At 70.3% G+C, this 25,478-nt stretch carries 21 protein-coding genes and 1 pseudogene; 2 read left to right on the top strand and 20 right to left on the bottom strand.

Features of this window, described 5'->3' with window-relative positions; translation table 11 throughout:
• Window positions 1-15: 15 nt before the first annotated feature.
• The 6 genes from carB to pyrR form a co-directional block, all read right to left on the bottom strand.
• Window positions 16-3,324: a carbamoyl-phosphate synthase large subunit gene (gene carB, locus ABZ434_RS24970; RefSeq protein ID WP_359140950.1), complete on the bottom strand. Its 3,309-nt coding sequence runs from the start codon at window positions 3,322-3,324 to the stop codon at window positions 16-18.
• On the bottom strand, window positions 3,317-4,459 hold the full coding sequence (gene carA / locus ABZ434_RS24965) for a glutamine-hydrolyzing carbamoyl-phosphate synthase small subunit (protein ID WP_359140946.1): 1,143 nt from the start codon (window positions 4,457-4,459) through the stop codon (window positions 3,317-3,319). The genes carB and carA overlap by 8 nt, the downstream gene beginning before the upstream one ends.
• Window positions 4,456-5,058 (bottom strand): hypothetical protein, encoded by a 603-nt coding sequence (locus ABZ434_RS24960; RefSeq protein WP_359140943.1) that lies wholly within the window; start codon window positions 5,056-5,058, stop codon window positions 4,456-4,458. The genes carA and ABZ434_RS24960 overlap by 4 nt, the downstream gene beginning before the upstream one ends.
• On the bottom strand, window positions 5,055-6,341 hold the full coding sequence (locus ABZ434_RS24955) for a dihydroorotase (protein ID WP_359140940.1): 1,287 nt from the start codon (window positions 6,339-6,341) through the stop codon (window positions 5,055-5,057). The genes ABZ434_RS24960 and ABZ434_RS24955 overlap by 4 nt, the downstream gene beginning before the upstream one ends.
• A gap of 2 nt (window positions 6,342-6,343) precedes the next feature.
• Entirely contained in the window at window positions 6,344-7,321 is a 978-nt protein-coding gene (locus tag ABZ434_RS24950) for an aspartate carbamoyltransferase catalytic subunit (RefSeq protein WP_359140937.1), read from the bottom strand.
• A gap of 88 nt (window positions 7,322-7,409) precedes the next feature.
• Complete coding sequence (gene pyrR / locus ABZ434_RS24945; protein WP_148016313.1) at window positions 7,410-7,994, bottom strand: bifunctional pyr operon transcriptional regulator/uracil phosphoribosyltransferase PyrR; 585 nt, start codon at window positions 7,992-7,994, stop codon at window positions 7,410-7,412.
• 221 nt (window positions 7,995-8,215) lie between these two features.
• On the opposite strand from pyrR, the gene bldD reads away from it, so the two are divergent.
• Window positions 8,216-8,716 carry a transcriptional regulator BldD gene (bldD, locus tag ABZ434_RS24940; protein WP_018103903.1) on the top strand — a complete coding sequence of 167 codons (501 nt, stop codon included), beginning with the start codon at window positions 8,216-8,218 and terminating at the stop codon, window positions 8,714-8,716.
• A 167-nt stretch (window positions 8,717-8,883) separates the two neighbouring features.
• Here the strand turns inward: bldD and nusB are convergent, their stop codons facing one another.
• From nusB to ABZ434_RS24875, 13 genes are all read right to left on the bottom strand, one after another.
• Window positions 8,884-9,315: a transcription antitermination factor NusB gene (gene nusB / locus ABZ434_RS24935; protein WP_024490948.1), complete on the bottom strand. Its 432-nt coding sequence runs from the start codon at window positions 9,313-9,315 to the stop codon at window positions 8,884-8,886.
• A gap of 2 nt (window positions 9,316-9,317) precedes the next feature.
• Window positions 9,318-9,884, bottom strand: a complete 567-nt coding sequence (gene efp / locus ABZ434_RS24930) for an elongation factor P (RefSeq protein WP_014157376.1) — start codon at window positions 9,882-9,884, stop codon at window positions 9,318-9,320.
• Window positions 9,885-9,956: 72 nt separating this feature from the next.
• On the bottom strand, window positions 9,957-11,063 hold the full coding sequence (locus ABZ434_RS24925) for an aminopeptidase P family protein (RefSeq protein ID WP_359140933.1): 1,107 nt from the start codon (window positions 11,061-11,063) through the stop codon (window positions 9,957-9,959).
• 94 nt (window positions 11,064-11,157) lie between these two features.
• Window positions 11,158-12,057: a Pro-rich N-terminal domain-containing protein gene (locus ABZ434_RS24920; RefSeq protein ID WP_359140931.1), complete on the bottom strand. Its 900-nt coding sequence runs from the start codon at window positions 12,055-12,057 to the stop codon at window positions 11,158-11,160.
• Between the two features lie 138 nt (window positions 12,058-12,195).
• Window positions 12,196-12,636, bottom strand: a complete 441-nt coding sequence (gene aroQ, locus ABZ434_RS24915; protein ID WP_359140928.1) for a type II 3-dehydroquinate dehydratase — start codon at window positions 12,634-12,636, stop codon at window positions 12,196-12,198.
• Window positions 12,633-14,264 carry a 3-dehydroquinate synthase gene (aroB, locus tag ABZ434_RS24910; protein WP_359140926.1) on the bottom strand — a complete coding sequence of 544 codons (1,632 nt, stop codon included), beginning with the start codon at window positions 14,262-14,264 and terminating at the stop codon, window positions 12,633-12,635. Before aroB ends, aroQ begins: the two co-directional genes overlap by 4 nt.
• Window positions 14,261-15,445: a chorismate synthase gene (gene aroC, locus ABZ434_RS24905; RefSeq protein ID WP_359140923.1), complete on the bottom strand. Its 1,185-nt coding sequence runs from the start codon at window positions 15,443-15,445 to the stop codon at window positions 14,261-14,263. Before aroC ends, aroB begins: the two co-directional genes overlap by 4 nt.
• A gap of 147 nt (window positions 15,446-15,592) precedes the next feature.
• Window positions 15,593-16,429 (bottom strand): shikimate dehydrogenase, encoded by an 837-nt coding sequence (locus ABZ434_RS24900; RefSeq protein WP_359140920.1) that lies wholly within the window; start codon window positions 16,427-16,429, stop codon window positions 15,593-15,595.
• A complete protein-coding gene (gene mltG / locus ABZ434_RS24895; protein ID WP_359140917.1) occupies window positions 16,416-18,185 on the bottom strand; it encodes an endolytic transglycosylase MltG in 1,770 nt (589 codons plus the stop codon). Before mltG ends, ABZ434_RS24900 begins: the two co-directional genes overlap by 14 nt.
• 95 nt (window positions 18,186-18,280) lie before the next feature.
• Window positions 18,281-18,754, bottom strand: coding sequence for a Holliday junction resolvase RuvX (gene ruvX / locus ABZ434_RS24890; protein ID WP_359140914.1), 474 nt, complete (start codon window positions 18,752-18,754; stop codon window positions 18,281-18,283).
• 8 nt (window positions 18,755-18,762) lie between these two features.
• Window positions 18,763-21,432 carry an alanine--tRNA ligase gene (gene alaS / locus ABZ434_RS24885; protein ID WP_359140911.1) on the bottom strand — a complete coding sequence of 890 codons (2,670 nt, stop codon included), beginning with the start codon at window positions 21,430-21,432 and terminating at the stop codon, window positions 18,763-18,765.
• Window positions 21,432-21,782 carry a DUF6167 family protein gene (locus ABZ434_RS24880; protein WP_359140908.1) on the bottom strand — a complete coding sequence of 117 codons (351 nt, stop codon included), beginning with the start codon at window positions 21,780-21,782 and terminating at the stop codon, window positions 21,432-21,434. The genes alaS and ABZ434_RS24880 overlap by 1 nt, the downstream gene beginning before the upstream one ends.
• Before the next feature lie 7 nt (window positions 21,783-21,789).
• Window positions 21,790-22,230, bottom strand: a complete 441-nt coding sequence (locus tag ABZ434_RS24875) for a DUF948 domain-containing protein (RefSeq protein WP_359141022.1) — start codon at window positions 22,228-22,230, stop codon at window positions 21,790-21,792.
• A gap of 211 nt (window positions 22,231-22,441) precedes the next feature.
• On the opposite strand from ABZ434_RS24875, the pseudogene ABZ434_RS24870 reads away from it, so the two are divergent.
• Window positions 22,442-24,674: pseudogene (locus ABZ434_RS24870) on the top strand (AAA family ATPase); the annotation flags it as partial.
• Window positions 24,675-24,698: 24 nt separating this feature from the next.
• Here the strand turns inward: ABZ434_RS24870 and rpsD are convergent.
• Entirely contained in the window at window positions 24,699-25,313 is a 615-nt protein-coding gene (gene rpsD / locus ABZ434_RS24865; RefSeq protein ID WP_136327444.1) for a 30S ribosomal protein S4, read from the bottom strand.
• Window positions 25,314-25,478: the final 165 nt, after the last annotated feature.

The raw sequence follows: 25,478 nt of genomic DNA, 5'->3' as shown, positions 1-25,478 counted from the left end.
CCCCCTGCTGGGCTTCTAGTCGCGCGCTGCGGTCAGATGCTCCGCGTGTTCCTGGAGGGAACGTACGCCGACGTCTCCGTGGTTGAGGGCGTCGATGCCCTGGACGGCCGCGGCGAGCGCCTGGACCGTGGTCAGGCACGGCACGGACCGGGCGACGGCCGCGGTGCGGATCTCGTAGCCGTCGAGCCGGCCGCCGGTTCCGTACGGCGTGTTGACGATGAGGTCGACCTCGCCGTCGTGGATGAGCTGGACGATCGTCTTCTCGCCGTTCGGGCCCTCGCCCTCGGACAGCTTGCGCACGACGGTCGCGTTGATGCCGTTGCGCTTGAGTACCTCGGCGGTGCCGGAGGTGGCCATCAGCTCGAAGCCGTGGGCGACCAGCTCGCGGGCGGGGAAGATCATCGTGCGCTTGTCGCGGTTGGCGACCGAGATGAAGGCACGGCCCTTGGTGGGCAGCGGGCCGTAGGCGCCTGCCTGCGACTTGGCGTACGCCGTGCCGAAGACGGAGTCGATGCCCATGACCTCACCGGTGGAGCGCATCTCCGGGCCGAGGACCGTGTCGACGCCGCGGCCCTGGATGTCGCGGAAGCGCGACCACGGCATGACGGCCTCCTTGACGGAGATCGGCGCGTCCAGCGGGAGGGTGCCGCCGTCGCCGTGCTTCGGCAGCAGGCCCTCCTCGCGCAGCTCCGCGACGGTCGCGCCCAGCGAGATGCGGGCGGCGGCCTTCGCGAGCGGGACCGCGGTCGCCTTCGAGGTGAAGGGGACGGTGCGGGAGGCACGCGGGTTGGCCTCGAGGACGTAGAGGATGTCGCCGGAGAGCGCGAACTGGATGTTGATCAGTCCGCGGACTCCGACGCCCTTGGCGATGGACTCGGTGGAGGCGCGCAGCCGCTTGATGTCGTAGCCGCCGAGGGTGATCGGGGGCAGCGCACAGGCGGAGTCGCCGGAGTGGATGCCGGCCTCCTCGATGTGCTCCATGACGCCGCCGAGGTACAGCTCGGTGCCGTCGTAGAGGGCGTCGACGTCGATCTCGATGGCGTCGTCGAGGAAGCGGTCGACCAGGACCGGCCGGGTGGGGCTGATCTCGGTGGACTCGGCGATGTACGAGGAGAGCCGCGTCTCGTCGTACACGATCTCCATGCCGCGTCCGCCCAGCACGTAGGACGGGCGGACGAGGACGGGGTAGCCGATCTCGTCCGCGATGGCCTTGGCCTCGGTGAACGTGGTGGCGGTGCCGTGCTTCGGTGCGGGCAGGCCGGCCTCTGCGAGCACGCGGCCGAAGGCGCCGCGGTCCTCGGCGGCGTGGATCGCCTCCGGGGAGGTGCCGACGACGGGCACGCCGTTGTCCTTGAGCGCCTGCGCGAGGCCCAGCGGGGTCTGGCCGCCGAGCTGGACGATGACACCGGCGATCGGGCCCGCGAGGGACTCGGCGTGCACGATCTCCAGCACGTCCTCGAGCGTCAGCGGCTCGAAGTACAGGCGGTCGGAGGTGTCGTAGTCGGTGGAGACCGTCTCCGGGTTGCAGTTGACCATCACGGTCTCGTAGCCCGCGTCGCTCAGGGCGAAGGAGGCGTGGACGCAGGAGTAGTCGAACTCGATGCCCTGGCCGATGCGGTTGGGGCCCGAGCCGAGGATGATCACCGCGGGCTTGGTGCGGGGCGCGACCTCGCTCTCCTCGTCGTAGGAGGAGTAGAAGTACGGCGTCTTCGCGGCGAACTCGGCGGCGCAGGTGTCGACCGTCTTGTAGACCGGGCGGATGCCGAGCGCGTGCCGCACCTCGCGGACGACGTCCTCGCGCAGGCCGCGGATCTCGGCGATCTGGACGTCCGAGAAGCCGTGCCGCTTGGCGTCGGCCAGCAGTTCGGGGACGAGCTTGTCGGCGGCGGCCAGCTCGTCGGCGATCTCCTTGATCAGGAAGAGCTGGTCGACGAACCAGGGGTCGATCTTCGTGGCGTCGAAGACCTCTTCCTGGGTGGCACCGGCCCGGATCGCCTGCATGACGGTGTTGATCCGGCCGTCGGTCGGGCGGACCGCCTCGGCCAGCAGCTCGGCCTTGTCGCCGGGCTCGCCGGTGAAGGCGAACTGCGAGCCCTTCTTCTCCAGCGAGCGCAGCGCCTTCTGCAGCGCCTCCGTGAAGTTCCGGCCGATCGCCATGGCCTCGCCCACCGACTTCATGGTGGTGGTGAGGGTGGAGTCGGCGGAGGGGAACTTCTCGAAGGCGAAGCGCGGGGCCTTGACCACGACGTAGTCGAGGGTCGGCTCGAAGGAGGCCGGGGTCTTCTCGGTGATGTCGTTGGGGATCTCGTCGAGCGTGTAGCCGACGGCCAGCTTGGCGGCGATCTTGGCGATCGGGAAGCCGGTGGCCTTGGAGGCGAGCGCCGAGGAGCGGGAGACGCGGGGGTTCATCTCGATCACGATGACCCGGCCGTCGGCCGGGTCGATGGCGAACTGGATGTTGCAGCCGCCGGTGTCGACGCCGACCTCGCGGATGATCGCGATGCCGATGTCGCGCAGTCGCTGGTACTCGCGGTCGGTGAGCGTCATCGCCGGGGCGACGGTGATCGAGTCACCCGTGTGGACGCCCATCGGGTCGAAGTTCTCGATGGAGCAGACGACCACGACGTTGTCGTTCTTGTCGCGCATCAGCTCCAGCTCGTACTCCTTCCAGCCGAGGATGGACTCCTCCAGGAGCACCTCGGTGGTCGGGGAGAGCGTGAGGCCCTGTCCGGCGATGCGGCGCAGCTCCTCCTCGTCGTGGGCGAAGCCGGAGCCGGCGCCGCCCATCGTGAAGGAGGGGCGGACGACGACGGGGTAGCCGCCGAGGGTGTCGACGCCCTTCATGATGTCGTCCATGGAGTGGCAGATGACGGACCGGGCCGACTCGCCGTAGCCGATCTTCGCCTTGACGGCCTCGACGACGCCCTTGAAGAGCTCGCGGTCCTCGCCCTTGTTGATGGCCTCGACGTTGGCGCCGATGAGCTCGACGCCGTACTTCTCCAGGACACCGTTCTCGTGCATGGAGATCGCGGTGTTGAGAGCGGTCTGGCCGCCCAGGGTCGGGAGCAGCGCGTCGGGGCGCTCCTTGGCGATGATCTTCTCGACGAACTCGGGGGTGATCGGCTCGACGTACGTGGCGTCGGCGATCTCCGGGTCGGTCATGATCGTCGCCGGGTTGGAGTTCACCAGGATGACGCGCAGGCCCTCGGCCTTGAGGACGCGGCATGCCTGGGTGCCGGAGTAGTCGAACTCGGCGGCCTGGCCGATGACGATCGGACCGGAGCCGATGACCAGGACGGACTGGATATCGGAGCGCTTAGGCACGCTGGCCCTCCATCAGGGAAACGAAGCGGTCGAAGAGGTACGCGGCGTCGTGCGGGCCGGCGGCTGCTTCGGGGTGGTACTGGACGCTGAAGGCCGGCCGGTCGAGGAGCTGGAGGCCCTCGACGACCTGGTCGTTCAGGCAGACGTGGGAGACCTCGGCGCGCCCGTAGGCGGTGTCGGAGACCTTGTCGAGCGGGGCGTCCACGGCGAAGCCGTGGTTGTGCGCGGTGACCTCGACCTTGCCGGTCGAGCGGTCCTGCACGGGCTGGTTGATGCCGCGGTGGCCGTACTTCAGCTTGTACGTGCCGAAGCCGAGCGCGCGGCCCAGGATCTGGTTGCCGAAGCAGATTCCGAAGAGCGGGGTCTGCCGCTCCAGGACGCCCTGCATGAGGGAGACGGGGTGGTCGGCGGTGGACGGGTCGCCCGGGCCGTTGGAGAAGAAGACCCCGTCGGGCCGGACCGCGTACACCTCCTCCAGGGTGGCGGTGGCGGGCAGGACGTGGACCTCGATGCCTCGCTCGGCCATCCGGTGCGGGGTCATGCCCTTGATGCCGAGGTCGACCGCCGCGACGGTGAACTTCTTCGTACCGACGGCGGGGACGACGTACGTCTCCTTGGTGGCGACCTCGGCGGAGAGGTCGGCGCCCTTCATCTCGGGGGCCTGGCGCACCCGGGCGAGCAGCGTGCCCTCGTCGGCGATCGCGTCGCCGGAGAAGATGCCGACGCGCATGGCGCCGCGCTCGCGCAGGTGGCGGGTGAGGGCGCGGGTGTCGATGCCGCTGATGCCGACGACGCCCTGGCTCGCGAGCTCCTCGTCGAGCGAGCGCCGTGAGCGCCAGTTCGAGGGCACCCGGGCGGGGTCGCGGACGACGTAGCCGGCGACCCAGATCTGCTTGGACTCCGGATCTTCGTCGTTCACACCGGTGTTCCCGACGTGCGGGGCGGTCATCACGACGACCTGACGGTGGTACGAGGGGTCGGTCAGCGTTTCCTGGTAGCCGGTCATGCCGGTGGAGAAGACCGCTTCGCCGAAGGTCTCCCCCACAGCCCCGTAGGCGCGGCCGCGGAAGGCGCGGCCGTCCTCCAGGACGAGTACGGCGGGAGCTTTGGCTGCTCCCCGGGTGGAGATCGTCATCGTGCGGTGCCTTCCGTAGTGCTGGTGAGATGAGTGCTGGTGAGACCGTTGACGGCGTCGACCCAGGCGGCGTGTTCGGCCGCGTGGTCCGAGCGGAATCCGGAGTCGATCAGCTGGTCGCCGAGCGCCCAGGTGATGACCAGCAGGCCGCCCTCGGGCAGGACCTTGCCCGCGAGGGCCTTGTCGGTCCGGGCTTCGCGCAGGTCGGCGGCGGGGACGAAGAAGTTTGCCGCGCCGGGCCGTACGACGTCGAGTCCCTGCTCGGTGAGGGTGAGCTCGACGCGGCTGCGGGTGCCGAGGCCGTGGGCGACGATCCGGTCGAGCCACTGCCCGGCCGTCGTCGAGGCGTGGTAGCGGCCGGTCAGTGTGAGCAGCTTCTCGCCGTCCGAGAAGCCGTCCGGGGTGGTCGCGAGGTCGGAGAGACCCGACTGGAGGCTGCCGCGCCACTTCCATCCCTGGCGCATCAGCCAGTAGACGAAGGCGATGAGGACGATCAGTCCGATCACCCAGCTGATGCGGGCGGACCAGTCGGTGACCTCCGCCGACTTCTGCTCGGCGGCCAGGTGGTAGAGCTGGTGGGTGGGGCTGAGTGTTGTCACGCGAGCTTCCCGTCGACGACCGTGGCACGGCCCCGCAGGAAGGTGTGGGTCACTCGGCCCGGCAGCTCGCGTCCCTCGTAGGGGGTGTTGCGGCTGCGGGAGGCGAAGCCCGCGGGGTCCACGACTCCACGGTATGCCGGATCGACCAGGGTGAGGTTGGCGGGCTCGCCCTCCGAGACGGGGCGGCCGTGTCCGTCGAGGCGGCCGATGGCCGCGGGGCGCGAGGACATGCGGTCGGCGACGCCGGCCCAGTCGAGCAGTCCGGTCTCCACCATCGTCTGCTGGACGACGGAGAGCGCGGTCTCCAGGCCCACCATGCCCATGGCCGCCGCGGCCCACTCGCAGTCCTTGTCCTCGTGCGGGTGCGGGGCGTGGTCGGTGGCGACGCAGTCGATGGTGCCGTCGGCGAGGGCCTCGCGCAGGGCCATGACGTCGGCCTCGGTGCGCAGGGGCGGGTTCACCTTGTAGACCGGGTTGTAGGACCGTACGAGCTCGTCGGTGAGGAGCAGGTGGTGCGGGGTGACCTCGGCGGTGACGTTCCAGCCCTTGGACTTGGCCCAGCGGACGATCTCGACGGAGCCGGCGGTCGACAGGTGGCAGATGTGCACCCGGGAGCCGACGTGCGCGGCGAGCAGCACGTCGCGGGCGATGATCGACTCCTCGGCCACGGCGGGCCAGCCGCCGAGACCCAGCTCGGCCGAGACGATGCCCTCGTTCATCTGGGCACCCTCGGTGAGGCGGGGCTCCTGGGCGTGCTGGGCGACGACCCCGTCGAACGCCTTCACGTACTCCAGGGCGCGCCGCATGATCACCGCGTCGTCGACGCACTTGCCGTCGTCGGAGAAGACCTTCACTCCGGCGGCCGAATCGTGCATCGCGCCGAGCTCGGCGAGCTGCTTGCCCTCCAGGCCGACGGTGACGGCGCCGATGGGCTGCACGTCGCAGTAGCCGGATTCCTTGCCGAGCCGCCAGACCTGCTCGACGACACCTGCGGTGTCGGCGACCGGGAAGGTGTTGGCCATGGCGTGCACGGCGGTGAAGCCGCCGACCGCGGCGGCCTTGGTGCCGGTCAGGACGGTCTCGGAGTCCTCCCGGCCGGGCTCGCGCAGGTGGGTGTGGAGGTCGACCAGGCCGGGCAGCAGGATCTGGCCCGCAGCCTCGATCACGGTGGCGTCGCCGGCGTCGAGCCCGGTGCCGACCGCCGCGATGGTCTCGCCGTCGATGAGGACGTCCTGGGGCTCGCCGCCGAGGACCTTCGCGCCGCGGATAAGGGTCTTGCTCATGGTTACTTGTTCTCCTCGGTACGGGCGGTGGCGGCGGGCTCGGAGCCGCCGAGCAGCAGGTAGAGCACGGCCATGCGGATCGAGACGCCGTTGGCGACCTGCTCGACGACCGTGCAACGGTCGGAGTCGGCCACCTCTGCGGTGATCTCCATGCCGCGCACCATGGGGCCGGGGTGCATGACGATGGCGTGCTCGGGCATCTTGGCCATCCGCTCGCCGTCCAGACCGTAGCGGCGCGAGTACTCGCGCTCGGTCGGGAAGTACGCGGCGTTCATCCGCTCACGCTGCACACGGAGCATCATCACAGCGTCCGACTTCGGCAGCACCTCGTCGAGGCTGTAGCTGATGTCGCAGGGCCACTGCTCGACGCCGACGGGGACCAGGGTCGGCGGGGCCACCAGGGTGACGTGGGCGCCGAGGGTGGTCAGCAGGTGGACGTTGGAGCGGGCGACGCGGCTGTGCAGGATGTCGCCGACGATCGTGATCCGGCGGCCGTCGAGGTCCTTGCCGAGCCCGGTGTCGGCCCCGACCAGCCTGCGGCGCATGGTGAAGGCGTCCAGGAGGGCCTGGGTGGGGTGTTCGTGCGTGCCGTCGCCGGCGTTGACGACCGCGCCGTCGATCCAGCCGGAGGTGGCCAGACGGTACGGGGCGCCGGAGGCGCCGTGCCGGATGACGACGGCGTCCGCGCCCATCGCCTCCAGGGTCAGGGCGGTGTCCTTGAGGGACTCGCCCTTGGAGACCGAGGAGCCCTTGGCGGAGAAGTTGATGACGTCGGCGGACAGCCGCTTGGCGGCAGCCTCGAAGGAGATGCGGGTACGCGTCGAGTCCTCGAAGAAGAGGTTGACGACGGTACGGCCGCGCAGGGTCGGGAGCTTCTTGATCGGCCGGTCCGCGACCCTGGCCATTTCCTCGGCTGTGTCGAGGATCAGGACGGCGTCGTCGCGGGTGAGGTCGGCGGCCGAGATGAGGTGGCGCTTCATCTGGGTGTTCTCCGGGTGGCTGGAGGGTTCAGGCGTGCGGGCGTGCGGAAGCCGCCGTACGGCAGGTGAGCCGTACGGAAGGGAGCAGCTAACGCTCGACCGCCGGGGCGGCCTGCTCGACCCCGAGCAGCACGGCGTCGCGGCCGTCCTCCTCGGCGAGCTGGACCTTGACCGTCTCCCGCAGCGACGTGGGGAGGTTCTTGCCGACGTAGTCGGCGCGGATCGGGAGTTCGCGGTGCCCGCGGTCGACGAGGACGGCGAGCTGCACCGCGCGGGGCCGGCCGATGTCGCCGAGCGCGTCGAGTGCGGCGCGGATCGTGCGGCCGGAGAAGAGCACGTCGTCGACGAGGACGACCAGGCGGCCCTCGATGCCCTCGCCGGGGATCTCGGTGCGGGCCAGGGCGCGCGCGGGGCGCATCCGCAGGTCGTCGCGGTACATGGTGATGTCGAGCGAGCCGACCGGCATCTTCCGGCCGGTGATCTCTTCGAGCTTGTCGGCGAGCCGGCGGGCGAGGAAGACGCCCCGGGTCGGGATGCCGAGAAGCACCACGTCGTCCGCGCCCTTGGCGCGTTCGACGATCTCGTGGGCGATGCGGGTCAGTACCCGGGCGATGTCGGGAGCCTCGAGAACGGGGCGTGCCGCATTGCCGGTGGCGTCGTGCTGTGCGTCCATAAGAAACGGACCTCCTTCTCCGCCTCACTGGACGGATCTTAAAGGACGTCGAAATTGCGTCATCCACGTTACCAGGGCCTGAGCAGGCCCCTTGCCCCGCCCCAGGGAGGTGCCGGTCGGGACCGTTCAGCTTGACGCACCCAAGTAACGCTGCGTAACCTCACAGTGAGTTACCAGCCACGCGGCGGAGCCGCACAATGTTCCAGCGTCCGGGGAGCCTTATGTCCAGCGAATACGCAAAACAGCTCGGGGCCAAGCTCCGCGCCATCCGCACCCAGCAGGGCCTCTCCCTCCACGGCGTGGAGGAGAAGTCCCAGGGCCGCTGGAAGGCCGTCGTGGTCGGCTCGTACGAGCGCGGCGACCGTGCCGTGACCGTGCAGCGCCTGGCCGAGCTGGCGGACTTCTACGGGGTTCCGGTGCAGGAGCTCCTGCCCGGGACGACGCCTGGCGGGGCTGCCGAGCCGCCGCCGAAGCTCGTACTCCAGCTCGAGCGCCTCGCCCACGTCCCGCCGGAGAAGGCCGGACCCCTGCAGCGCTACGCGGCGACGATCCAGAGCCAGCGCGGCGACTACAACGGCAAGGTGCTCTCGATCCGCCAGGACGACCTGCGGACGCTGGCCGTGATCTACGACCAGTCGCCGTCCGTGCTCACGGAGCAGCTGATCAGCTGGGGCGTCCTGGACGCCGACGCGCGCCGCGCGGTCGCTCACGACGAGGGCTGACCACCCCAGCAGAAACGTACCGCCGGGTCGGCGGGGCCCTTACCGGGCGCCCCGCCGGACCCGGCGTTTCCGTTTTCCGGGCACGTCCCACCGGGCGGCCCCTGACATGCCGAAGGGCCCACGGTCGCGAGACCGTGGGCCCTTCGGCGGCAGAACGCCACCGGGGGCTACTGCTCCCGGCGGAGGTTCGGCTTGAGGTCCTTGAAGCGGGCCAGCAGGCCGTTCACGAAGGACGGGGAGTCATCGGTGGAGAACTCCTTGGCGATCTGCACCGCCTCGTCGATCACCACCGCGTCGGGCGTCGCGTCCACCCAGATCAGCTCGTACGCACCGAGCCGCAGGATGTTCCGGTCGACGACCGGCATGCGGTCGATCTCCCAGTCCACGGCGTAGGTGACGATGAGGTCGTCGATCCGGTCCGCATACTGCGCGTACCCCTCGACGAGCTCCATCGTGTACTCGGTGACCGGCGGCTGACGGGTGTCCGACCGCGAGTGCCGTACCCAGTCCGCGAGGACCGTCTGCACGGACTCACCGCGCTGGTCGGCCTCGAAGAGGATCTGGAAGGCGCGCTTGCGGGCCGTGTTCCGGGCAGCCACGGTTAGCTGTTCACCCGGCCGAGGTAATCGCCCGAGCGGGTGTCGACCTTGATCTTCTCACCGGTGGTGATGAAGAGCGGGACCCCGATCTCGTAGCCGGTCTCCAGCGTGGCGGGCTTGGTGCCACCGGTGGACCGGTCGCCCTGGACGCCCGGGTCCGTGTGCTGGATGGTCAGCTCGACGGCGGCCGGCAGCTCGACGTAGAGCACCTCGCCCTCGTGCTGGGCGACGGAGGCGGTGAAGCCCTCGATCAGGAAGTTGGCGGCGTCGCCGACGGACTTGCGGTCGACCATCAGCTGGTCGTACGTGTCCATGTCCATGAAGACGAAGTACTCGCCGTCCATGTACGAGAACTGCATGTCGCGCCGGTCAATGGTGGCCGTCTCGACCTTCACGCCGGCGTTGAACGTCTTGTCGACGACCTTGCCTGACAGCACGTTCTTGAGCTTGGTGCGCACGAAGGCCGGGCCCTTGCCGGGCTTGACGTGCTGGAACTCGACGACGGACCAGAGCTGGCCTCCGTCGAGCTTGAGCACCAGGCCGTTCTTGAGGTCGTTCGTGGAAGCCACGGTTGCGGAATCTCCTGGACTGAAGCTGGTGGAACGGCCAAGGATGCGCGCCGGAGTCTCCGCGAGGAGTTCCTAGAGCGCGAGCAGCTCCTTGGTCGTAATGGTGAGTAGCTCGGGTCCGCCGTCCGCCTCGGGGCGCACGACGAGCGTGTCATCGATCCGGACTCCGCCCCGGCCCGGGAGGTGGACCCCCGGTTCGACGGTGACCGGCACACAAGCGTCCAGTTTACCCATGGCAGCGGGTGCCAGCTGCGGGTCCTCGTCGATTTCGAGCCCCACACCGTGCCCGGTCCAGGGTGCGAGGCCCTCACCATGGCCCGCGGAGTCCAGGACATGGCGTGCCGCGCGGTCCACGTCACGGTAGGCGGCACCGGGCACGAGCGCCTCCCGTCCGGCCCGCTGAGCGGCGAAAACCAGGTCGTAGAGCTCGATCTGCCAGTCGGCCGGCGCCGTTCCGATGACGAAGGTGCGGCCGATCTCGCACCGGTACCCGCGGTAGTTCGCGCCGAGGCAGACGGAGAGAAAATCTCCTTCCTCGACCCGTCGGTCCGAGGGGCGATGGCGGCCACGGCCGGAGTTGGGCCCGGTGGCGACGGACGTCGCGAAGGCAGGTCCGTCGGCTCCGTGGTCCACCAGACGGCGTTCCAGTTCGAGCGCGAGATGCCGCTCCGTGCGGCCGACGAGGATCGATTCGAGCAGTTCGCCCAGCGCCTGGTCGGTGATCTCGGCGGCGATCCGCAGACAGCCGATCTCCTCCTCGTCCTTGACGATGCGCAGCTGCTCGACGTTGGCGCCGAGATCGGCGAGCCGCAGCTTCGGAGCGACCGAGGCCATGGCCCGGTGCCGGGCGACGGTCAGGTCGTGTTCCTCGACGGCCAGGGACTCCGCGCCGCCCGCGGTGGCCAGATCCGCGGCGGCCACGACCGGATCACCACCGGTCACCGGCAGGAGGTCCACACGCAGCTGCTCGTCGGTGCGTCCGTCGGCCGGATCACCGGTCGGGGGGCGCGGGCAGAGCAGAACGTCCTCGTCGGGGCCGAGCAGCAGCACGGCGCCCGGGGGCGCTCCGCCCGCCAGGTAGCGGACATTGGCGGGGCGGGAGACCAGGGCGGCCGCGGATCCGACTGCGGCGCACCGGTCGCGGAGCAGCCCGCGGCGGACGGCGTACACCTCTGACATGCATCGAGCGTACGAGCGCGGGCGCGGGCCCGCCCGGTCAGCGCACCCGACCGGGGTGCGCCTCAGCGGACGGACGGCACCGCCGGGCGCCGTCTCACCAGGCCGGTGGGCTGGCGATGGAGCGGGCGAGTATGTCGTCCAGGACGCGGGCGGTGGTCTCCACGTCGTACGTGGAGTTGTCGATGATCGGCAGTCCGGACCCGTACCAGCCGGCCATCCGCCCGTGGATCCGGGCGACCTCCTCGTCGGAGAGCCGGCGGTTGCCGCTGCGGGCGGCGTTGCGCTCCAGGACGATCTCCAGGCCCGGCAGCAGGACGACGGGAAGCAGGCCGGGGCCGACGTGTCGCTTCCAGCCGCCGAGGCCGACCACGGGGCGGTCCGGGAAGACCGCGTCGTCCAGGATGCAGGAGATGCCGTTGGCGAGGAAGTTGCGGGCTGCGAAGCCGCAGGTGCGGCGGGCCAGGCGGTACTGGGCCTCGGACTGGTCGTTCCACCCCGCCTGCGGGTCGGCGAAGCCTGAGCAGACCCATTCGCGGACGTCGTCGAGGCTGACGTGGGCGGTCGGAACGCGGCGGCGCGCGGCCCAGAGCTTGGCCACCGTGGTCTTACCGGCGCCTGCCGGGCCGATGAGGAGCACGGCGAGGGTCGCGGTGCCCGTGCCGGGCTCCGCGGGCGGTGCGGGCAGCGGAACGGGCCCGCCGGGCGGCAGCTGGATGTGCCCGGTGGTCTCCCTGGAGACCGGGGCGGGAGCCTGGTGCGGTGCCGGACCGGCCCAGCCCTGGCCCTGCGGGGCGGGAGGCGCCGGGGGCGGTGGCCCCGGGTGACCGGCCGGGGGGTGAACGGGTGGACCGGCCGGGGGCTGGACCGGCGGGCCGGCCGGGCCCGGGACCGACGGGCCCGGGTGGCCGGGGTGCTGGGCCTGGTGCGACCAGCCGACGGGTCCGTTTCCGGGTCCCTGGGGCGGCGGCAGCGGAGCCCCCACTGCGTGCTGCATCCGGTGGCACTCCGTCTCGTACAGGCAACTGGCGCTGGTGGAACGGCAACCGTACCTTCCCCGGCCGCCACGGAGGGAACGGCCGGGGAGGGTCCACAGTGCCCCGTCGGCCAGTCGGCCTTCCGGTGCGGCAGTACGTCAGTCCGTCAGCTCGTCCGCGAGCGCGCGCAGGGCGAGCCGGTAGGAACCGATGCCGAATCCGGCCACGGTCCCGGTGGCGACCGGTGCGACCACGGAGTTGTGGCGGAATTCCTCTCGTGCGTACGGATTCGAGATGTGCACCTCGATCAGGGGAGCGGTGCGCTGGGAGGCGGCGTCCCGCATTCCGTACGAATAGTGCGTGAAGGCGCCCGGGTTGAGAACGACCGGAATTGCACCGTCCGCGGCCTCGTGGAGCCAGCGGATCAGCTCCCCCTCGTCGTTGGTCTCCCGGACGTCGACGTCGAAACCGAGCTCCTTGCCGAGGGTGCGGCAGGTGTCGACGAGTCCGGCGTACGAGGTGGCTCCGTAGACGTCGGGCTCGCGGGAACCCAGCCGGCCGAGGTTGGGTCCGTTGAGGACGAACACCCGGCGGGTCACGCCGAGACCTCCCCGTAGGCGGCGAGCAGTACGGCCGGGTCGGGGCCCTCCAGGACGGTGGGCTTGCCGAGGCCGTCCAGGACGATGAAGCGCAGCAGGTTGCCGCGGGACTTCTTGTCGACCTTCATGTTCTCCAGCAGCTTGGGCCACTGGTCGCCCCGGTAGGTGAGCGGCAGTCCCACGGACTCCAGGACGGTGCGGTGCCGGTCGGCGGTGGCGTCGTCCAGGCGCCCGGCGAGACGTCCCAGTTCGGCGGCGAAGACCATGCCCACCGAGACGGCCGCGCCGTGGCGCCACTTGTAGCGCTCGTTCTTCTCGATCGCGTGGGCCAGCGTGTGCCCGTAGTTGAGGATCTCGCGGAGCCCGGACTCCTTGAGGTCGCTGGAGACGACCTCGGCCTTGACCCGGACGGCCCGCTCGATGAGCTCGGAGGTGTGCGGGCCGGCCGGTGTGCGCGCGCCCTGCGGGTCCGCCTCCACCAGGTCGAGGATGACCGGGTCGGCGATGAAGCCGGCCTTGATGATCTCCGCCATGCCGGAGACGTAGTCGTTGACCGGCAGCGAGTCCAGCGCGGCCAGGTCGCAGAGGACTCCGGCCGGCGGGTGGAAGGCGCCGACGAGGTTCTTGCCCTCGGCGGTGTTGATGCCTGTCTTGCCACCGACGGCCGCGTCGACCATGCCGAGCACGGTCGTGGGCACGGCGATCCAGCGCACCCCGCGCAGCCAGGAGGCGGCGACGAAGCCGGCGACGTCCGTGGTCGCGCCGCCGCCGATGCCGACGATGACGTCGGTGCGGGTGAAGCCGGTCTGGCCGAGCGCCTTCCAGCAGTAGGCGGCGACCTCGACGGTCTTGGCCTCCTCGGCGTTGGGCAGCTGGATGGCGATGGCCTCGTAGCCCTGGTCCGCGAGGTCCTGACGGACCGCCTCGCCGGTCTCGGCGAGCGCCTCCGGGTGCAGGACCGCGACGCGCTGGGCACGCTCACCGATGAGCGCGGGCAGCTCCGCGAGGAGCTGCCGGCCGATCAGCACCTCGTACGGGTCGGTGCCCGCGCTGCCGGCGATCTGGATGCGGGTGGGGGCCTGGTCGGTCATCGTTGGTTTCTCCCGGCCGGACGGTGCGTCCGGCAGCTCCAGTGCGTCGAGGACCGCCTGGGCGACCTCCTCCGGTGTGCGCTCGTCGGTCGCGACGACGGCGCGGGCCACCTCGGTGTAGAGGTGGCGGCGGGCCTCCATGAGCTCGCGCCACTGCCGGCGCGGGTTCACGGCGAGCAGCGGGCGCGCGGTGTTCAGACCGACCCGCTTGACCGCCTCGTCGACGTCCATCGAGAGGTAGACGACGCGGTGATCTGCGAGCAGGGCACGCGTCGTCCCGTCGAGGACGGCGCCGCCGCCGAGCGAGAGGACTCCCCGGTGCTCGGCGACCGCGGCCTGTACGGCCTGCCGCTCCAGGTCACGGAAGTGCTCTTCGCCCTCGTCGTAGAAGATCTCCGAGATGGGCTTGCCGGCCGTGGAGACGACATCGGCGTCGGTGTCCCGGTAGCCGGTGCCCAGCCGGGCGGCGAGCAGTTCGCCGACCGTGGACTTTCCGACGCCCATCGGTCCGACCAGGACGATCAGCGGACCGCTCATCGGATCTGGAGGTGGTCGAGGTACGACTGGACGTTGCGGTGGGTCTCGCCGACGCTGTCGCCGCCGAACTTCTCCGCGACCGCGTCGGCGAGCACCAGCGCGACCATCGCCTCGGCGACGATGCCCGCCGCCGGAACGGCGCAGACATCGGAGCGCTGGTGGTGCGCCTTGGCAGCCTCACCGGTCACCACGTCGACCGTGGCGAGCGCGCGCGGCACGGTCGCGATCGGCTTCATCGCGGCGCGGACGCGCAGGAGCTCACCTGTGGTCAGCCCGCCCTCGGTGCCTCCGGCGCGGCCGGAGGCGCGCCTGATCCCGTCGTCCGTCACCAGGATCTCGTCGTGCGCCTGCGATCCGGGCACCCGGGCGAGGTCGAAACCGTCGCCGACCTCGACGCCCTTGATGGCCTGGATGCCCATGAGCGCTGCGGCGAGGCGGGCGTCGAGACGGCGGTCCCAGTGCACGTGCGAACCCAGGCCGACCGGCACCCCGTACGCCAGCACCTCGACCACACCGCCGAGGGTGTCACCGTCCTTGTGCGCCTGGTCGATCTCGGCGACCATCTGCTTGCTGGCGGTGGCGTCGAGGCAGCGCACGGGGTCGGCGTCCAGCTTCTCGACGTCGGCGGGAACGGGGTAGACGCCGTAGGGCGCCTTGGCCGCTGCGAGCTCCACCACGTGGCTGACGATCTCGATGCCGGCCGTCTCCTTGAGGTACGACCGGGCGACGGCGCCGAGGGCGACGCGCGCGGCGGTCTCGCGGGCGCTGGCACGCTCCAGGATCGGCCGGGCCTCGTCGAAGCCGTACTTCTGCATGCCGGCGAGGTCGGCGTGACCGGGCCGGGGGCGGGTCAGCGGGGCGTTACGGGCCTGCGCGGCCAGCACGTCGGGGTCGACGGGGTCGGCCGACATGACCTGTTCCCACTTGGGCCACTCGGTGTTGCCCACCATCACGGCGACGGGCGAGCCCATGGTGAGGCCGTGCCGCACCCCGCCGAGGAAGGTGACCTCGTCCTTCTCGAACTTCATACGGGCGCCGCGCCCGTATCCGAGCCGTCGCCTGGCGAGCGCGTCCGCCACCATCTCCGTGGTGACGGGGATACCGGCGGGAAGACCCTCCAGCGTCGCCACCAGTGCGGGGCCGTGCGACTCTCCGGCGGTCAGCCAGCGCAACCTGCTCAACGGTGCTCCTCATGCTCGCGCCTGTTAACTGCAACGGCGCGACCGGGTGCGCGGCCCTGACCCGCCGCTCTCGATCCTCCCACGACCGGGCCCCCCGGCCCGCCGCCGGTCCAGCAGACGGACGGGGCGGGCGGGGCGGGTGTGCGGTCAGCGGGCGGCCAGAGCCTGTTCGCCGGCCCGGCGCATGGCGGCCAGCGGCGCCGGCGAGCGGCCGGTCATCTGCTCGACCTGGAGGACGGCCTGGTGCACCAGGAGGTCAAGACCTCCGATGACTGCGCCGCCACTGCCCTCCCAGGCGGATGCGAGTCCAGTGGGCCAGGGCTCGTACAGCACGTCGAAGAGCGTGCCGGGACGTGCCGGGACGGCATCCATCAGTCCGTCCGTGGCCCCGGCAGGCGTCGTCGCGATGACCAGCGGGGCGTGCAGCGCCTGTTCGGCCTCGGCCCAGTCGGCGATCCGCACGTCGACACCGAGCCGCTCGCCCCAGCCCCGCATCTCGTCCCCGCGCTCACGGCTGCGAACGTAGGCGGTGACCGGTCCCGTACAGATCTGCGACAACGCGGCCAGAGCGGACGAGGCGGTGGCTCCGGCGCCGAGGACGGCGGCGGATTCCGCCTTCTCGACACCGCGCTCGCGCAGGGCGGCGATCATGCCGGGGATATCCGTGTTGTCGCCGTTGCGGCGGCCGTCGTCGGTGAGGACGACCGTGTTGACGGCCTCGACGGAGGCCGCGGTCTCGCTGACGGAATCCAGCAGGGGGATGATCGCCCGCTTCAGCGGCATGGTGAGGGAGAGCCCGGCCCAGGAGCCGTCCAGACCCTCGACGAAGCCGGGCAGCGCCTGCTCGTCGATCTCGAACCGGTCGTACGACCAGCCGTCGAGGCCGAGCTCGGCGTACGCGGCCCGGTGCAGGACCGGGGAGAGCGAGTGGGCGATGGGTGAGCCGAGGACGGCTGCCCGGTGGCGCGGGTCAGCCGATGCCATGGATCTCGTTGAACTTCGCTGTGAGTTTCGCATGCTCCGCGGCCGTCTTGGTGAAATCGGTCTTCTTGCCGTCGAGCGAGATGAAGAACATCCAACCGCCGGCAGTGGGACTGAGCGTCGCACGCAGCGCTTCGTCCCCGGGATTGCTGATGGGTCCAGGCGGAAGGCCGGCGTGATGATAGGTGTTGTAGGGATCCGGGTTGGTCCGGATCTCATCCAGATTGATCTTGATCTTGCTCTGCTTGGTGAGGTAATTGAACGCGGAGTCGAATTCGAGCTTGCGATTCGTAGCCGTGTTGTCCGGCTTCAGCCTGTTGTAGACGACTTCGGCCATCTTCCGGAAGTCGTCATGGGTGAGGCCCTCCGCCTGCACCAGGCTGGCGACGGTGAGCACCTGCCACGGGCCGTCCAGCTTGTACTTCTTGGCCGTCGCTTCGAGGTCGAGCTTTTCGTACTCCTCGTTGGACCGCGAGACCATCTTCTCGAGGATCGCCTCCGGCTTGGTTTCCTTCGTGACCGGATACGCGGCCGGGTAGAGGAATCCTTCCAGCGGGTCCTTGATGTCCTTGTTCTTGCTCGCCCAGCCGGGCAGACCCAGATCGGACTTCCTGGACTTGGCTACACCCTCGGTCGTGCCCTTCTTGAGATTCAGCTTCTTGTCGACCATCGCGTAGACGGCGGCATTCCGCGAACCCTCGGGAATCACCAGAAGGTTCTGGCTCTTCGGGTCGACCATCATCTTCACGGCCTCGGAAGCCGACATCTCCTCATGGAGGAGATAGACCCCGGCCTGGATCGACTTGCCCTTGGGGTTCTCGTTCTGGGCGGAGACGAACGCGTCGACGCTCTTGACGACGCCCGCCTTCTTCAGGATGTTGCCGATGTCGTACCCGTACGCGCCCTTGGGGATCTCGATCTCGACCGATCCCGAGCCGCTACCCGCGTAGTCAGGGGCCGAACCGAACTTGTCCTTGTAGAAGGAGTAACCGAAGTAACCCACTCCGCCGAGACCACCGACCAGCACGAGGGAGACGACCAGGCAGGCGCAGCCGCTGCGGCCCTTCTTCTTCTTGCCCTTGCCGCGGCGCTCGCCGTCCCCGCCCCCGCGGCGGGAATCGCGCGGGTCGTCGTCGTACTCGTCGTCGTCCTTGGCCTTGCCGTCGTCCGCGCCCGTGAAGAACGGGTGGGTCTCCTCAGGCTGGACCTCGGGGTCCCAGTCCGGGTTCTGCGCCGGGGCCTGTGCGGGCTCGGCCTCGCGGCGGCCCGGGGGCTGCGGCGGCGGATAGGCCTCAGGGGTGCCGTAGTAGTCGTTCGTCTCGCCGTAGCCGTACGGCGTCTCGGGCTGGCCCTCGTACGGCATCGCGGCGGGCTGCTGACCGGTGTCCCAGCCGCCGTTGTAGGTCGGCTGCTGCTGCGCGTACGGATCGTGCTGCGTGCCGTACCCGGGCTGCTGCTGGTACTGCGACTGCTGGCCGTAAGGATCCTGCTGGTGCTGCTGGTGCTGCTGTTGGTGTTGTTGCGCGTAAGGGTCCTGCGACTGCTGCTGGGCGTACGGATCCTGCGACTGCTGCGCATAAGGGTCCTGCGGCTGGGCATACGGGTCTTGCGGCTGCTGCTGGGCGTACGGGTCCTGCTGCCGGCCGCCGTACTGGCTCTGGCCGTGGGCAGGCTGTCCGCCTCCCCATCCCTGGTCCCCGTACAGGGGATCCTCGGGATGCCACGGTTCGGAGCCGGGGCCCCGGCCATACTCAGTCATCGATCCCCTTGAGCCGCGAGACGACGTTCCGTCTCTTTGCTGTGCGGTGTTTGTTCGAACCCCGCCGCATCGCGCGGAACGTTACCGTATCGCGATCAGACAACCACTTCGACGCCCTCGCCGGGTGGATTGCCCGAAGCCCGTTCGGACTCCAGAGCGTTCTGAAGGATCACCACAGCGGCAGCCTGATCGATGACGGATCGGCCTTTTTTGGACTTCACGCCCGAGGCGCGCAGCCCCTGACTGGCCGTCACTGTGGTCATCCTCTCGTCCACCAATCGCACCGGAATGGGTGCAACCGCACGGGCGAGCACGTCGGTGAAGGCGCGGACCTTGGCCGCGGCGGGTCCTTCGCCACCGCCCAGGGACCGTGGCAGCCCGACGATGACCTCGATCGGCTCGTACTCCGCGACGATCTGCCCGAGCCGCCGGTGGGCGGCAGGGACGTCGCGTCCCGGCACGGTCTCCACCGGCGTGGCCAGGATCCCGTCGGGGTCGCACGAGGCGACCCCGATCCGGGCGTCCCCGACGTCGATCGCCAGTCGGCGACCGCGGCGCATCTGCGTCATGTCCGGCGTCACGCCGTCTCGGTGACGAGGCGTTCGACAGCGGCGACCGCTTCACCGATGGCGTCCGGGTTCTGGCCGCCGCCCTGGGCCACGTCCGGCTTGCCGCCGCCACCGCCACCGAGCGTCTTGGCGGCGGTACGGACCAGGTCACCGGCCTTGAGGCCGCGCTCGCGGGCGGCCTCGTTGGTGGCGATGACGGTCAGCGGGCGACCGTTGGCCGTGGTGAACAGCGCCACGACGGCCGGCCGGCCACCCTGGATGCGGCCGCGTACGTCGAGGACGAGCTTGCGCAGGTCGTCGGCGGACGTGCCGTCCGGCACGGAGCCGGTGACCAGGGCGACGCCCCGTACGTCCTTCGCGGAGTCGACCAGGCCCGCGGCGGCGGCCAGGACCTTCTCCGCGCGGAACTTCTCGATCTCCTTCTCGGCGTCCTTCAGCTTGCCGAGCATGGAGGCGATCTTCTCCGGGAGCTCCTCGGAGCGGCCCTTGACCAGCTCCTGGAGCTGGGCGACGACCGTGTGCTCCTTGGCGAGGAAGTTGTACGCGTCGACGCCGACGAGGGCCTCGATGCGGCGCACGCCGGAGCCGATGGACGATTCGCCCAGCAGCTTCACCAGGCCGAGCTGGGCCGTGTTGCCGACGTGCGTGCCGCCGCACAGCTCCTTGGAGAAGTCGCCGATGGTGACGACGCGGACCCGCTCGCCGTACTTCTCGCCGAACTCGGCGATGGCGCCCTGCTTCTTGGCATCGTCGATCGACATGACCTCGGCCTGGACGTCGAGCTCCCGCGAGAGGACCTCGTTGATCTTCTGCTCGACGTCGACGAGCACCGTGCCGGGTACGGCGGCGGGCGAACCGAAGTCGAAGCGGAAGCGGCCCGGGGAGTTCTCCGAACCGGCCTGGGCGGCCGTCGGGCCGAGCGCGTCGCGCAGCGCCTGGTGCGTGAGGTGGGTGGCGCTGTGGGCGCGGGCGATGGCCCGGCGGCGGGTGTTGTCGATGGTGGCGAGGGCCGAGGCACCGACCGTCACCTCGCCGACCTGGACCGAGCCCTTGTGGACGGAGACGCCGGGGACGGGCTGCTGGACGTCGCGCACCTGGATGACGGCGCCGTTGTGGAGGCGGATCCGGCCCTGGTCGGCGAGCTGGCCGCCGCCCTCGGCGTAGAACGGGGTGCGGTCCAGGACGACCTCGACCTCGTCGCCCTCGGAGGCCGCGGGCGAGGAGACGCCGTCCACGAGGAGACCGACGACGGTCGACTCGCCCTCGGTGGAGGTGTACCCGGTGAACTCGGTGACGCCTGAGTTGTCGGCGACCTCGCGGTAGGCGGACAGGTCGGCGTGACCGGTCTTCTTGGCCCTGGCGTCGGCCTTGGCCTTGTCCCGCTGCTCCTGCATGAGGCGGCGGAAACCGTCCTCGTCCACGGACAGCCCCTGTTCGGCGGCCATCTCCAGGGTGAGGTCGATCGGGAAGCCCCAGGTGTCGTGGAGCAGGAACGCCTTGTCACCGGCGATGACCCGGCCACCGGCGGCCTTGGTCTCGGTGACGGCGGTCTCCAGGATGTTGGTGCCGCCCTTGAGGGCCTTGAGGAAGGCGGCTTCCTCGGCGAGCGCGACGGTCTCGATGCGCTTGCGGTCGGTGATCAGCTCGGGGTACTGGAGCCCCATCGTGTTGATCACGACGTCGACCAGCTCGCTGACGACCGATCCGGTGGCGCCCATCAGCCGCATGTTGCGGATGGCCCGGCGCATGATGCGGCGCAGCACATAGCCGCGGCCCTCGTTGCCGGGGGTGACACCGTCGCCGATCAGCATCACGGAGGTACGGATGTGGTCGGCCACCACGCGGAGGGAGACGTCGGTGCCCTGCGCGGCGCCGTAGCGCACGCCGGTGAGCTCGGTGGCCCTGTCCATGACGACGCGCAGGGTGTCGGTCTCGTACATGTTCTGCACGCCCTGCAGGATCATCGCGAGGCGTTCGAGGCCGAGGCCGGTGTCGATGTTCTTGGAGGGCAGGTCGCCGAGGATCGGGAAGTCGTCCTTGCCGTCGCCGGCGCCGCGCTCGTACTGCATGAAGACCAGGTTCCAGATCTCCACGTACCGCTCGTCGTTGACCGCGGGTCCGCCCTCGACGCCGAACTCGGGGCCGCGGTCGTAGTTGATCTCGGAACAGGGGCCGCAAGGGCCGGGGACGCCCATGGACCAGAAGTTGTCCTTCTTGCCGAGGCGCTGGATGCGCTCGGCGGGGACACCGATCTTGTCGCGCCAGATCTGCTCGGCCTCGTCGTCGTCGAGGTAGACCGTGATCCACAGACGCTCGGGGTCGAGGCCGAAGCCGCCGTCGGCCAGGGAGCCGGTGAGCAGCTCCCAGGCGTACTCGATGGCGCCTTCCTTGAAGTAGTCGCCGAAGGAGAAGTTCCCGCACATCTGGAAGAACGTGCCGTGCCGGGTGGTCTTGCCGACCTCTTCGATGTCCGGCGTACGGACGCACTTCTGCACGCTGGTGACGCGCGGGGCGGGCGGCTTGACCTCACCGAGGAAGTACGGCTTGAAGGGCACCATGCCGGCCGGGACCAGCAGCAGAGTCGGGTCGTCCGCGATGAGCGACGCCGAAGGGACGACGGTGTGACCGCGCTCCTCGTAGAAGCTCAGCCAGCGGCGACGAATTTCTGCCGACTCCATCAGTGGTCCTCATTCCGGTTGTACGAGTTGTAGGTGCGTGACGTGCGGGGAAGCCCGCGGTCCGTCTCGGCCTCGGCCGCCTCGACGGCGAAGTGGCGCTGCACGGGGAGATCGGGGTCGACGGGCGCTTCGAGTCCGAGCGCCTCGCCCAGTTCGGCCTCGCGTCTGGCCATGCCGTCGCGGACGTCCAGGGCGAAGTCCTTGAGCTTGTGACCTGCCACGACTGCCTTGTCGGCGGCCTGCGCCGCGAGGCTTTCGGGGGTCAGCTGCTTGATCTTCCGGTTGACCTTGGCGGTGGCCCACACGCCGGCGGCTGCGCCGGCGGTGAACCAGAACGTACGGCGGAACATCGCTGCGTCAGTCCTTCGGTCCGCGGGGGTTTCTGCCGTTGCGCTTCCTGCCACGCGCGGACGGCACGGTCCGGCCGACGATCACCTCGCGCCGGGAGCGCGCCTCCGGTGCGGGGTTCGCCTTGCGGCCGATGGCCTGCCGGACTCCGTACCCGAACGCCGCGACCTTGACCAGCGGGCCGCCGAAGGTGGAGGCGACGGTGGTGGAGAGCGCGGAGGCGTTGGAGGTGACCTCCTGGACGTCCGTCGCGATCGCGTCGACCTTGTCGAGCTGGGTCTGCGCGGAGCGTACGGTCGCGGAGGCGTCCGCGAGCAGCGGCACGGCCTGTTCGGTCACGTCCGCCACGAGTTTCGTGGTCGCCCTGAGCGTCTGGGCGAGCCTCACCAGCACGACGGCGAGGAACGAAACCAGGATCGCCCAGAAGACGGCCACCAGGATCCCGGCCACCTCACCACCGGACACAGTGCACCGCTCTCTGGCTTGTCGTCTGTCTGTCTTGTTCCGTGCTCTTCGGCGGGGCCGACGCGGCGGCCGGTCACCGTCCCCCGAGCCTATCGCGCCGGAACTCGCGCCCTGTACCGCATTACCGGGGGGATCGGCGGGAGTTCTCACGACGAGATTGTACGGAGCGCTTTCGGGCCAGTACTCTGCGTGTTTCATGCGACGCCCTCAGCGCCCCTTTCCGTCCTCCGACGATCCGAGCCCCCCGGCCGCCTCCCCCGAGGCGCCCGCACCGTGCCACCCCGGCAATCTCCCGGCGGAGCTGAACAGATTCGTGGGGCGCGACGGCGAGCTGGCCGAGGTCGTCGGGCTGCTGGAAAAGTCCCGGCTCGTCACCGTCGTCGGGGTGGGAGGGGTCGGCAAGTCCCGGCTGGTCACCAGGGTGGCGGCGCTCCTGGAGAAACGGTACTGCGACGGCGTCTGGCTGGTGGAGCTGTCCGCCGTCCACGACCCGGCGCTGCTGGAGCACGCCATGGTCGACGCGCTGGGTCTCACGGACCATACGAGCAGGCCGCCCCGCTCGACACTCCTCGAACACTGTGCCGAACGCCGCCTCCTCCTGGTGATCGATGGCTTCGAACATCTGGTCGACGCCTGCGCGGAATTGGTACGCGATCTGCTGCGCCGGGCTCCGGGGCTGCGGGTGCTGGCCGCCGGCCGGCTGCCGCTGAACCTCGACGGCGAGAAGGGCTACCCGCTCGCCACGATGGGCGACGAGGACGCGTTGCTGCTCTTCGCCGAGCGGGCCGCCTCGGTCCAGCCGGAGTTCCGCCTGACCGAGCACACCGAGGGTGCCGCCCTGGAGCTGTGCCGGCGCCTGGACGGCATTCCGCTCGCGCTGGAACTGGCCGCCGGGCGGCTGCGCGCACTGTCGACGGAACAGGTGCTGCAGCGGCTGGACGACCGCTTCCGGCTGCTGACAGGCGGCAGCCGCAGCGCGCTCGCCCGCCACCAGACGCTCCGTACGGCCATCGGCTGGAGTCATGAGCTCTGCGCGCCCGAGCAGCGGCTGCTGTGGGCGCGGCTCTCCGTCTTCGCGGGACAGTTCGACCTCGAGGCGGCCGAGTACATCTGCAGCGGCCCCGATCTGCCGGCCGACTCGGTGCTGGACGTGCTGTCCGGGCTGCTTGCGCAGTCCGTGGTCCTGCGCGAGGAATCGGCTGTCGGCGCCCGCTACCGGATGCTGGACACGGTGCGCGAGTACGGCGCCGAGTGGCTCGCGGCCACGGGCGACACGGACCGGCTGCGCCGCCGCCACCGGGACTGGTTCCTGGGGCTGGCGACCTGGTGCGAGCTCGACTGGTTCAGCCCGCGGCAGGCAGAGGTGGCCGCGCGGGTGGAGAGCGAGCTGCCGAATCTGCGGCGGGCCATGGAGTGTTCGCTGGAGAGCCCCGAGGAGGCGCACCTCGCGCAGTACCTGGCGGGCACGCTGTGGTTCCTGTGGGTCGGCTGCGGACGCCTCTCGGAGGGGCGGCACTGGCTCGAGCACGTCCGGGAGGAGGACACGCCCTACGACACCTCGCGGCTGAAGGCTCTGTGGGTGCTCGGGTACGTCGCGGTCCTCCAGGGCGATCCGGTGGGCGCGATCTCGGCGCTGACGGAGTGCCGGGAGGAGGCGGATCTGGCGGGGGACGCCGTGGCGTCGGCGTACGCGGTGCACCGCACGGGCTGCCTGGCCCTGGTCACGGACGACATGGCGCGCGCGAACGACCTGCTGCAGGAGGCGCTCGGGCGCTACCGGGAGCTCGGCGAGCTGAACAGCAACGTCCTGATGGCCCAGGTGGAGCTGGCCATGGCCGTCGGGTTCCAGGGTGATCTGGACGGCGCCGCCGTCATCTGCGAAGAGGTCCGGGAGATCTGCGAGGACCACGGGGAGCGCTGGGCGCTCAGTTACGCGCTGTACGTCCTGGGTTTCGCCGCGCTGCAGCGGGGCCGCCCGGCCCGGGCCCGGGAACTGCTCGGGGAGTCGCTGGCCATCAGCCACACCTTCCACGACCGCCTGGGCACCGTGCTCACTCTGGAGCTGCTGGCACTCGTCACGGTGGTCGAGGGCGACGCGGCGGAGGCGGCCCTGCTGCAGGGGGCCGCCGACCGGATCTGGCCGTCGGTCGGGCTGCCGCTGTTCGGCTCGGCGCACTACGGCAGGCCCCGGGCCCGGTGCGAGGAGCTGGCCCGTCAGGAGCTGGGCGAGGCGCTGTACGCGTCGGCGCGGGGCGCGGGCGGCAGGCTCGGTACGGACGCGGTGGTGGCCAGGGCCCTGTCGGGCCGGCCCGGCGAGCGGCCTGCGGGGGTGGACGCCGACGGGCGGGAGTCGCCGGAGCCGGCGTCCCCGGCCGGGACAACGCGAAAGCCCGCCGCCTCCCCGATCGGGGAGGGGCGGGCCTGAGCGCCGGTGTGGAGCGGCTACGCCTGAATCAGCGGGCGTAGTACTCGACGACGAGCTGCTCGTCGCAGATCACGGGGATTTCCTTGCGGTTCGGGTCCCGGTCAAGGCGGAAGGCCAGGGCCTTCAGGTTCACCTGCAGGTAGCGCGGGGTCTCACCGTCGGTGTCGTAACCACCCTCGCGGGCAACCTGGAAGGGGTACTTCTCGCGGCTGCGCTCGCGGACCATCACGATGTCGTCGGGACGGACACGGAACGACGGCTTGTCGACCTTGCCACCGTTGACCTCGATGTGGCCGTGGACGACCATCTGGCGGGCCTGGTAGATCGTCTTGGCGATGCCGGAACGCAGGACCAGCGCGTCGAGGCGGCGCTCGAGCTCGACGACGAGCGCCTCGCCCGTCTTGCCCTCGGCCTTCTTGGCGCGGTCGTAGGCACGCGCCATCTGGCGCTCGCTGATGTCGTACTGGGCGCGCAGACGCTGCTTCTCGAGCAGACGGACCTTGTAGTCCGAGTTCTGCTTGCGGCCACGGCCGTGCTCGCCCGGCGGGTAGGGGCGCGCCTCGAAGTACTTGACGGCCTTCGGCGTCAGCGCAATGCCGAGCGCGCGGCTCTTCTTGACCTTGGGACGCGACTGATTAGGCACGTTCTCCAGACCTCCGTTGTAGGTTAGGTTAGGCTCACCTTACTCAAGGAGATCGCATGTCTCGCCCTGGGAACACCACACACGTCACGGACAGCACAGACAGCGGCAGCACACATGAAGGTGCTGCTACGACGGAAGGCCGATCTGATCGTGGTCAGCCGCGTC

The organism is Streptomyces sp. NPDC005761, from assembly GCF_040630635.1.
GTDB lineage: Bacteria > Actinomycetota > Actinomycetes > Streptomycetales > Streptomycetaceae > Streptomyces.
Note: the sequence above shows the minus strand (reverse complement) of the source record. Positions and strands in the feature narration are given on the sequence as shown.

Bases quoted from the DNA above. Each gene is read 5' to 3' on its own strand.
- ABZ434_RS24950 (WP_359140937.1), bottom strand. From the start codon at position 7,321: ATGAAGCGCCACCTCATCTCGGCCGCCGACCTCACCCGCGACGACGCC.
- ABZ434_RS24920 (WP_359140931.1), bottom strand. From the start codon at position 12,057: ATGCAGCACGCAGTGGGGGCTCCGCTGCCGCCGCCCCAGGGACCCGGA.
- bldD (WP_018103903.1), top strand. From the start codon at position 8,216: ATGTCCAGCGAATACGCAAAACAGCTCGGGGCCAAGCTCCGCGCCATC.
- ABZ434_RS24925 (WP_359140933.1), bottom strand. From the start codon at position 11,063: ATGTCAGAGGTGTACGCCGTCCGCCGCGGGCTGCTCCGCGACCGGTGC.
- ABZ434_RS24955 (WP_359140940.1), bottom strand. From the start codon at position 6,341: ATGAGCAAGACCCTTATCCGCGGCGCGAAGGTCCTCGGCGGCGAGCCC.
- aroB (WP_359140926.1), bottom strand. From the start codon at position 14,264: ATGAGCGGTCCGCTGATCGTCCTGGTCGGACCGATGGGCGTCGGAAAG.
- pyrR (WP_148016313.1), bottom strand. From the start codon at position 7,994: ATGGACGCACAGCACGACGCCACCGGCAATGCGGCACGCCCCGTTCTC.
- alaS (WP_359140911.1), bottom strand. From the start codon at position 21,432: ATGGAGTCGGCAGAAATTCGTCGCCGCTGGCTGAGCTTCTACGAGGAG.
- carA (WP_359140946.1), bottom strand. From the start codon at position 4,459: ATGACGATCTCCACCCGGGGAGCAGCCAAAGCTCCCGCCGTACTCGTC.
- ruvX (WP_359140914.1), bottom strand. From the start codon at position 18,754: ATGACGCAGATGCGCCGCGGTCGCCGACTGGCGATCGACGTCGGGGAC.
- mltG (WP_359140917.1), bottom strand. From the start codon at position 18,185: ATGACTGAGTATGGCCGGGGCCCCGGCTCCGAACCGTGGCATCCCGAG.
- ABZ434_RS24880 (WP_359140908.1), bottom strand. From the start codon at position 21,782: ATGTTCCGCCGTACGTTCTGGTTCACCGCCGGCGCAGCCGCCGGCGTG.
- ABZ434_RS24900 (WP_359140920.1), bottom strand. From the start codon at position 16,429: ATGGCATCGGCTGACCCGCGCCACCGGGCAGCCGTCCTCGGCTCACCC.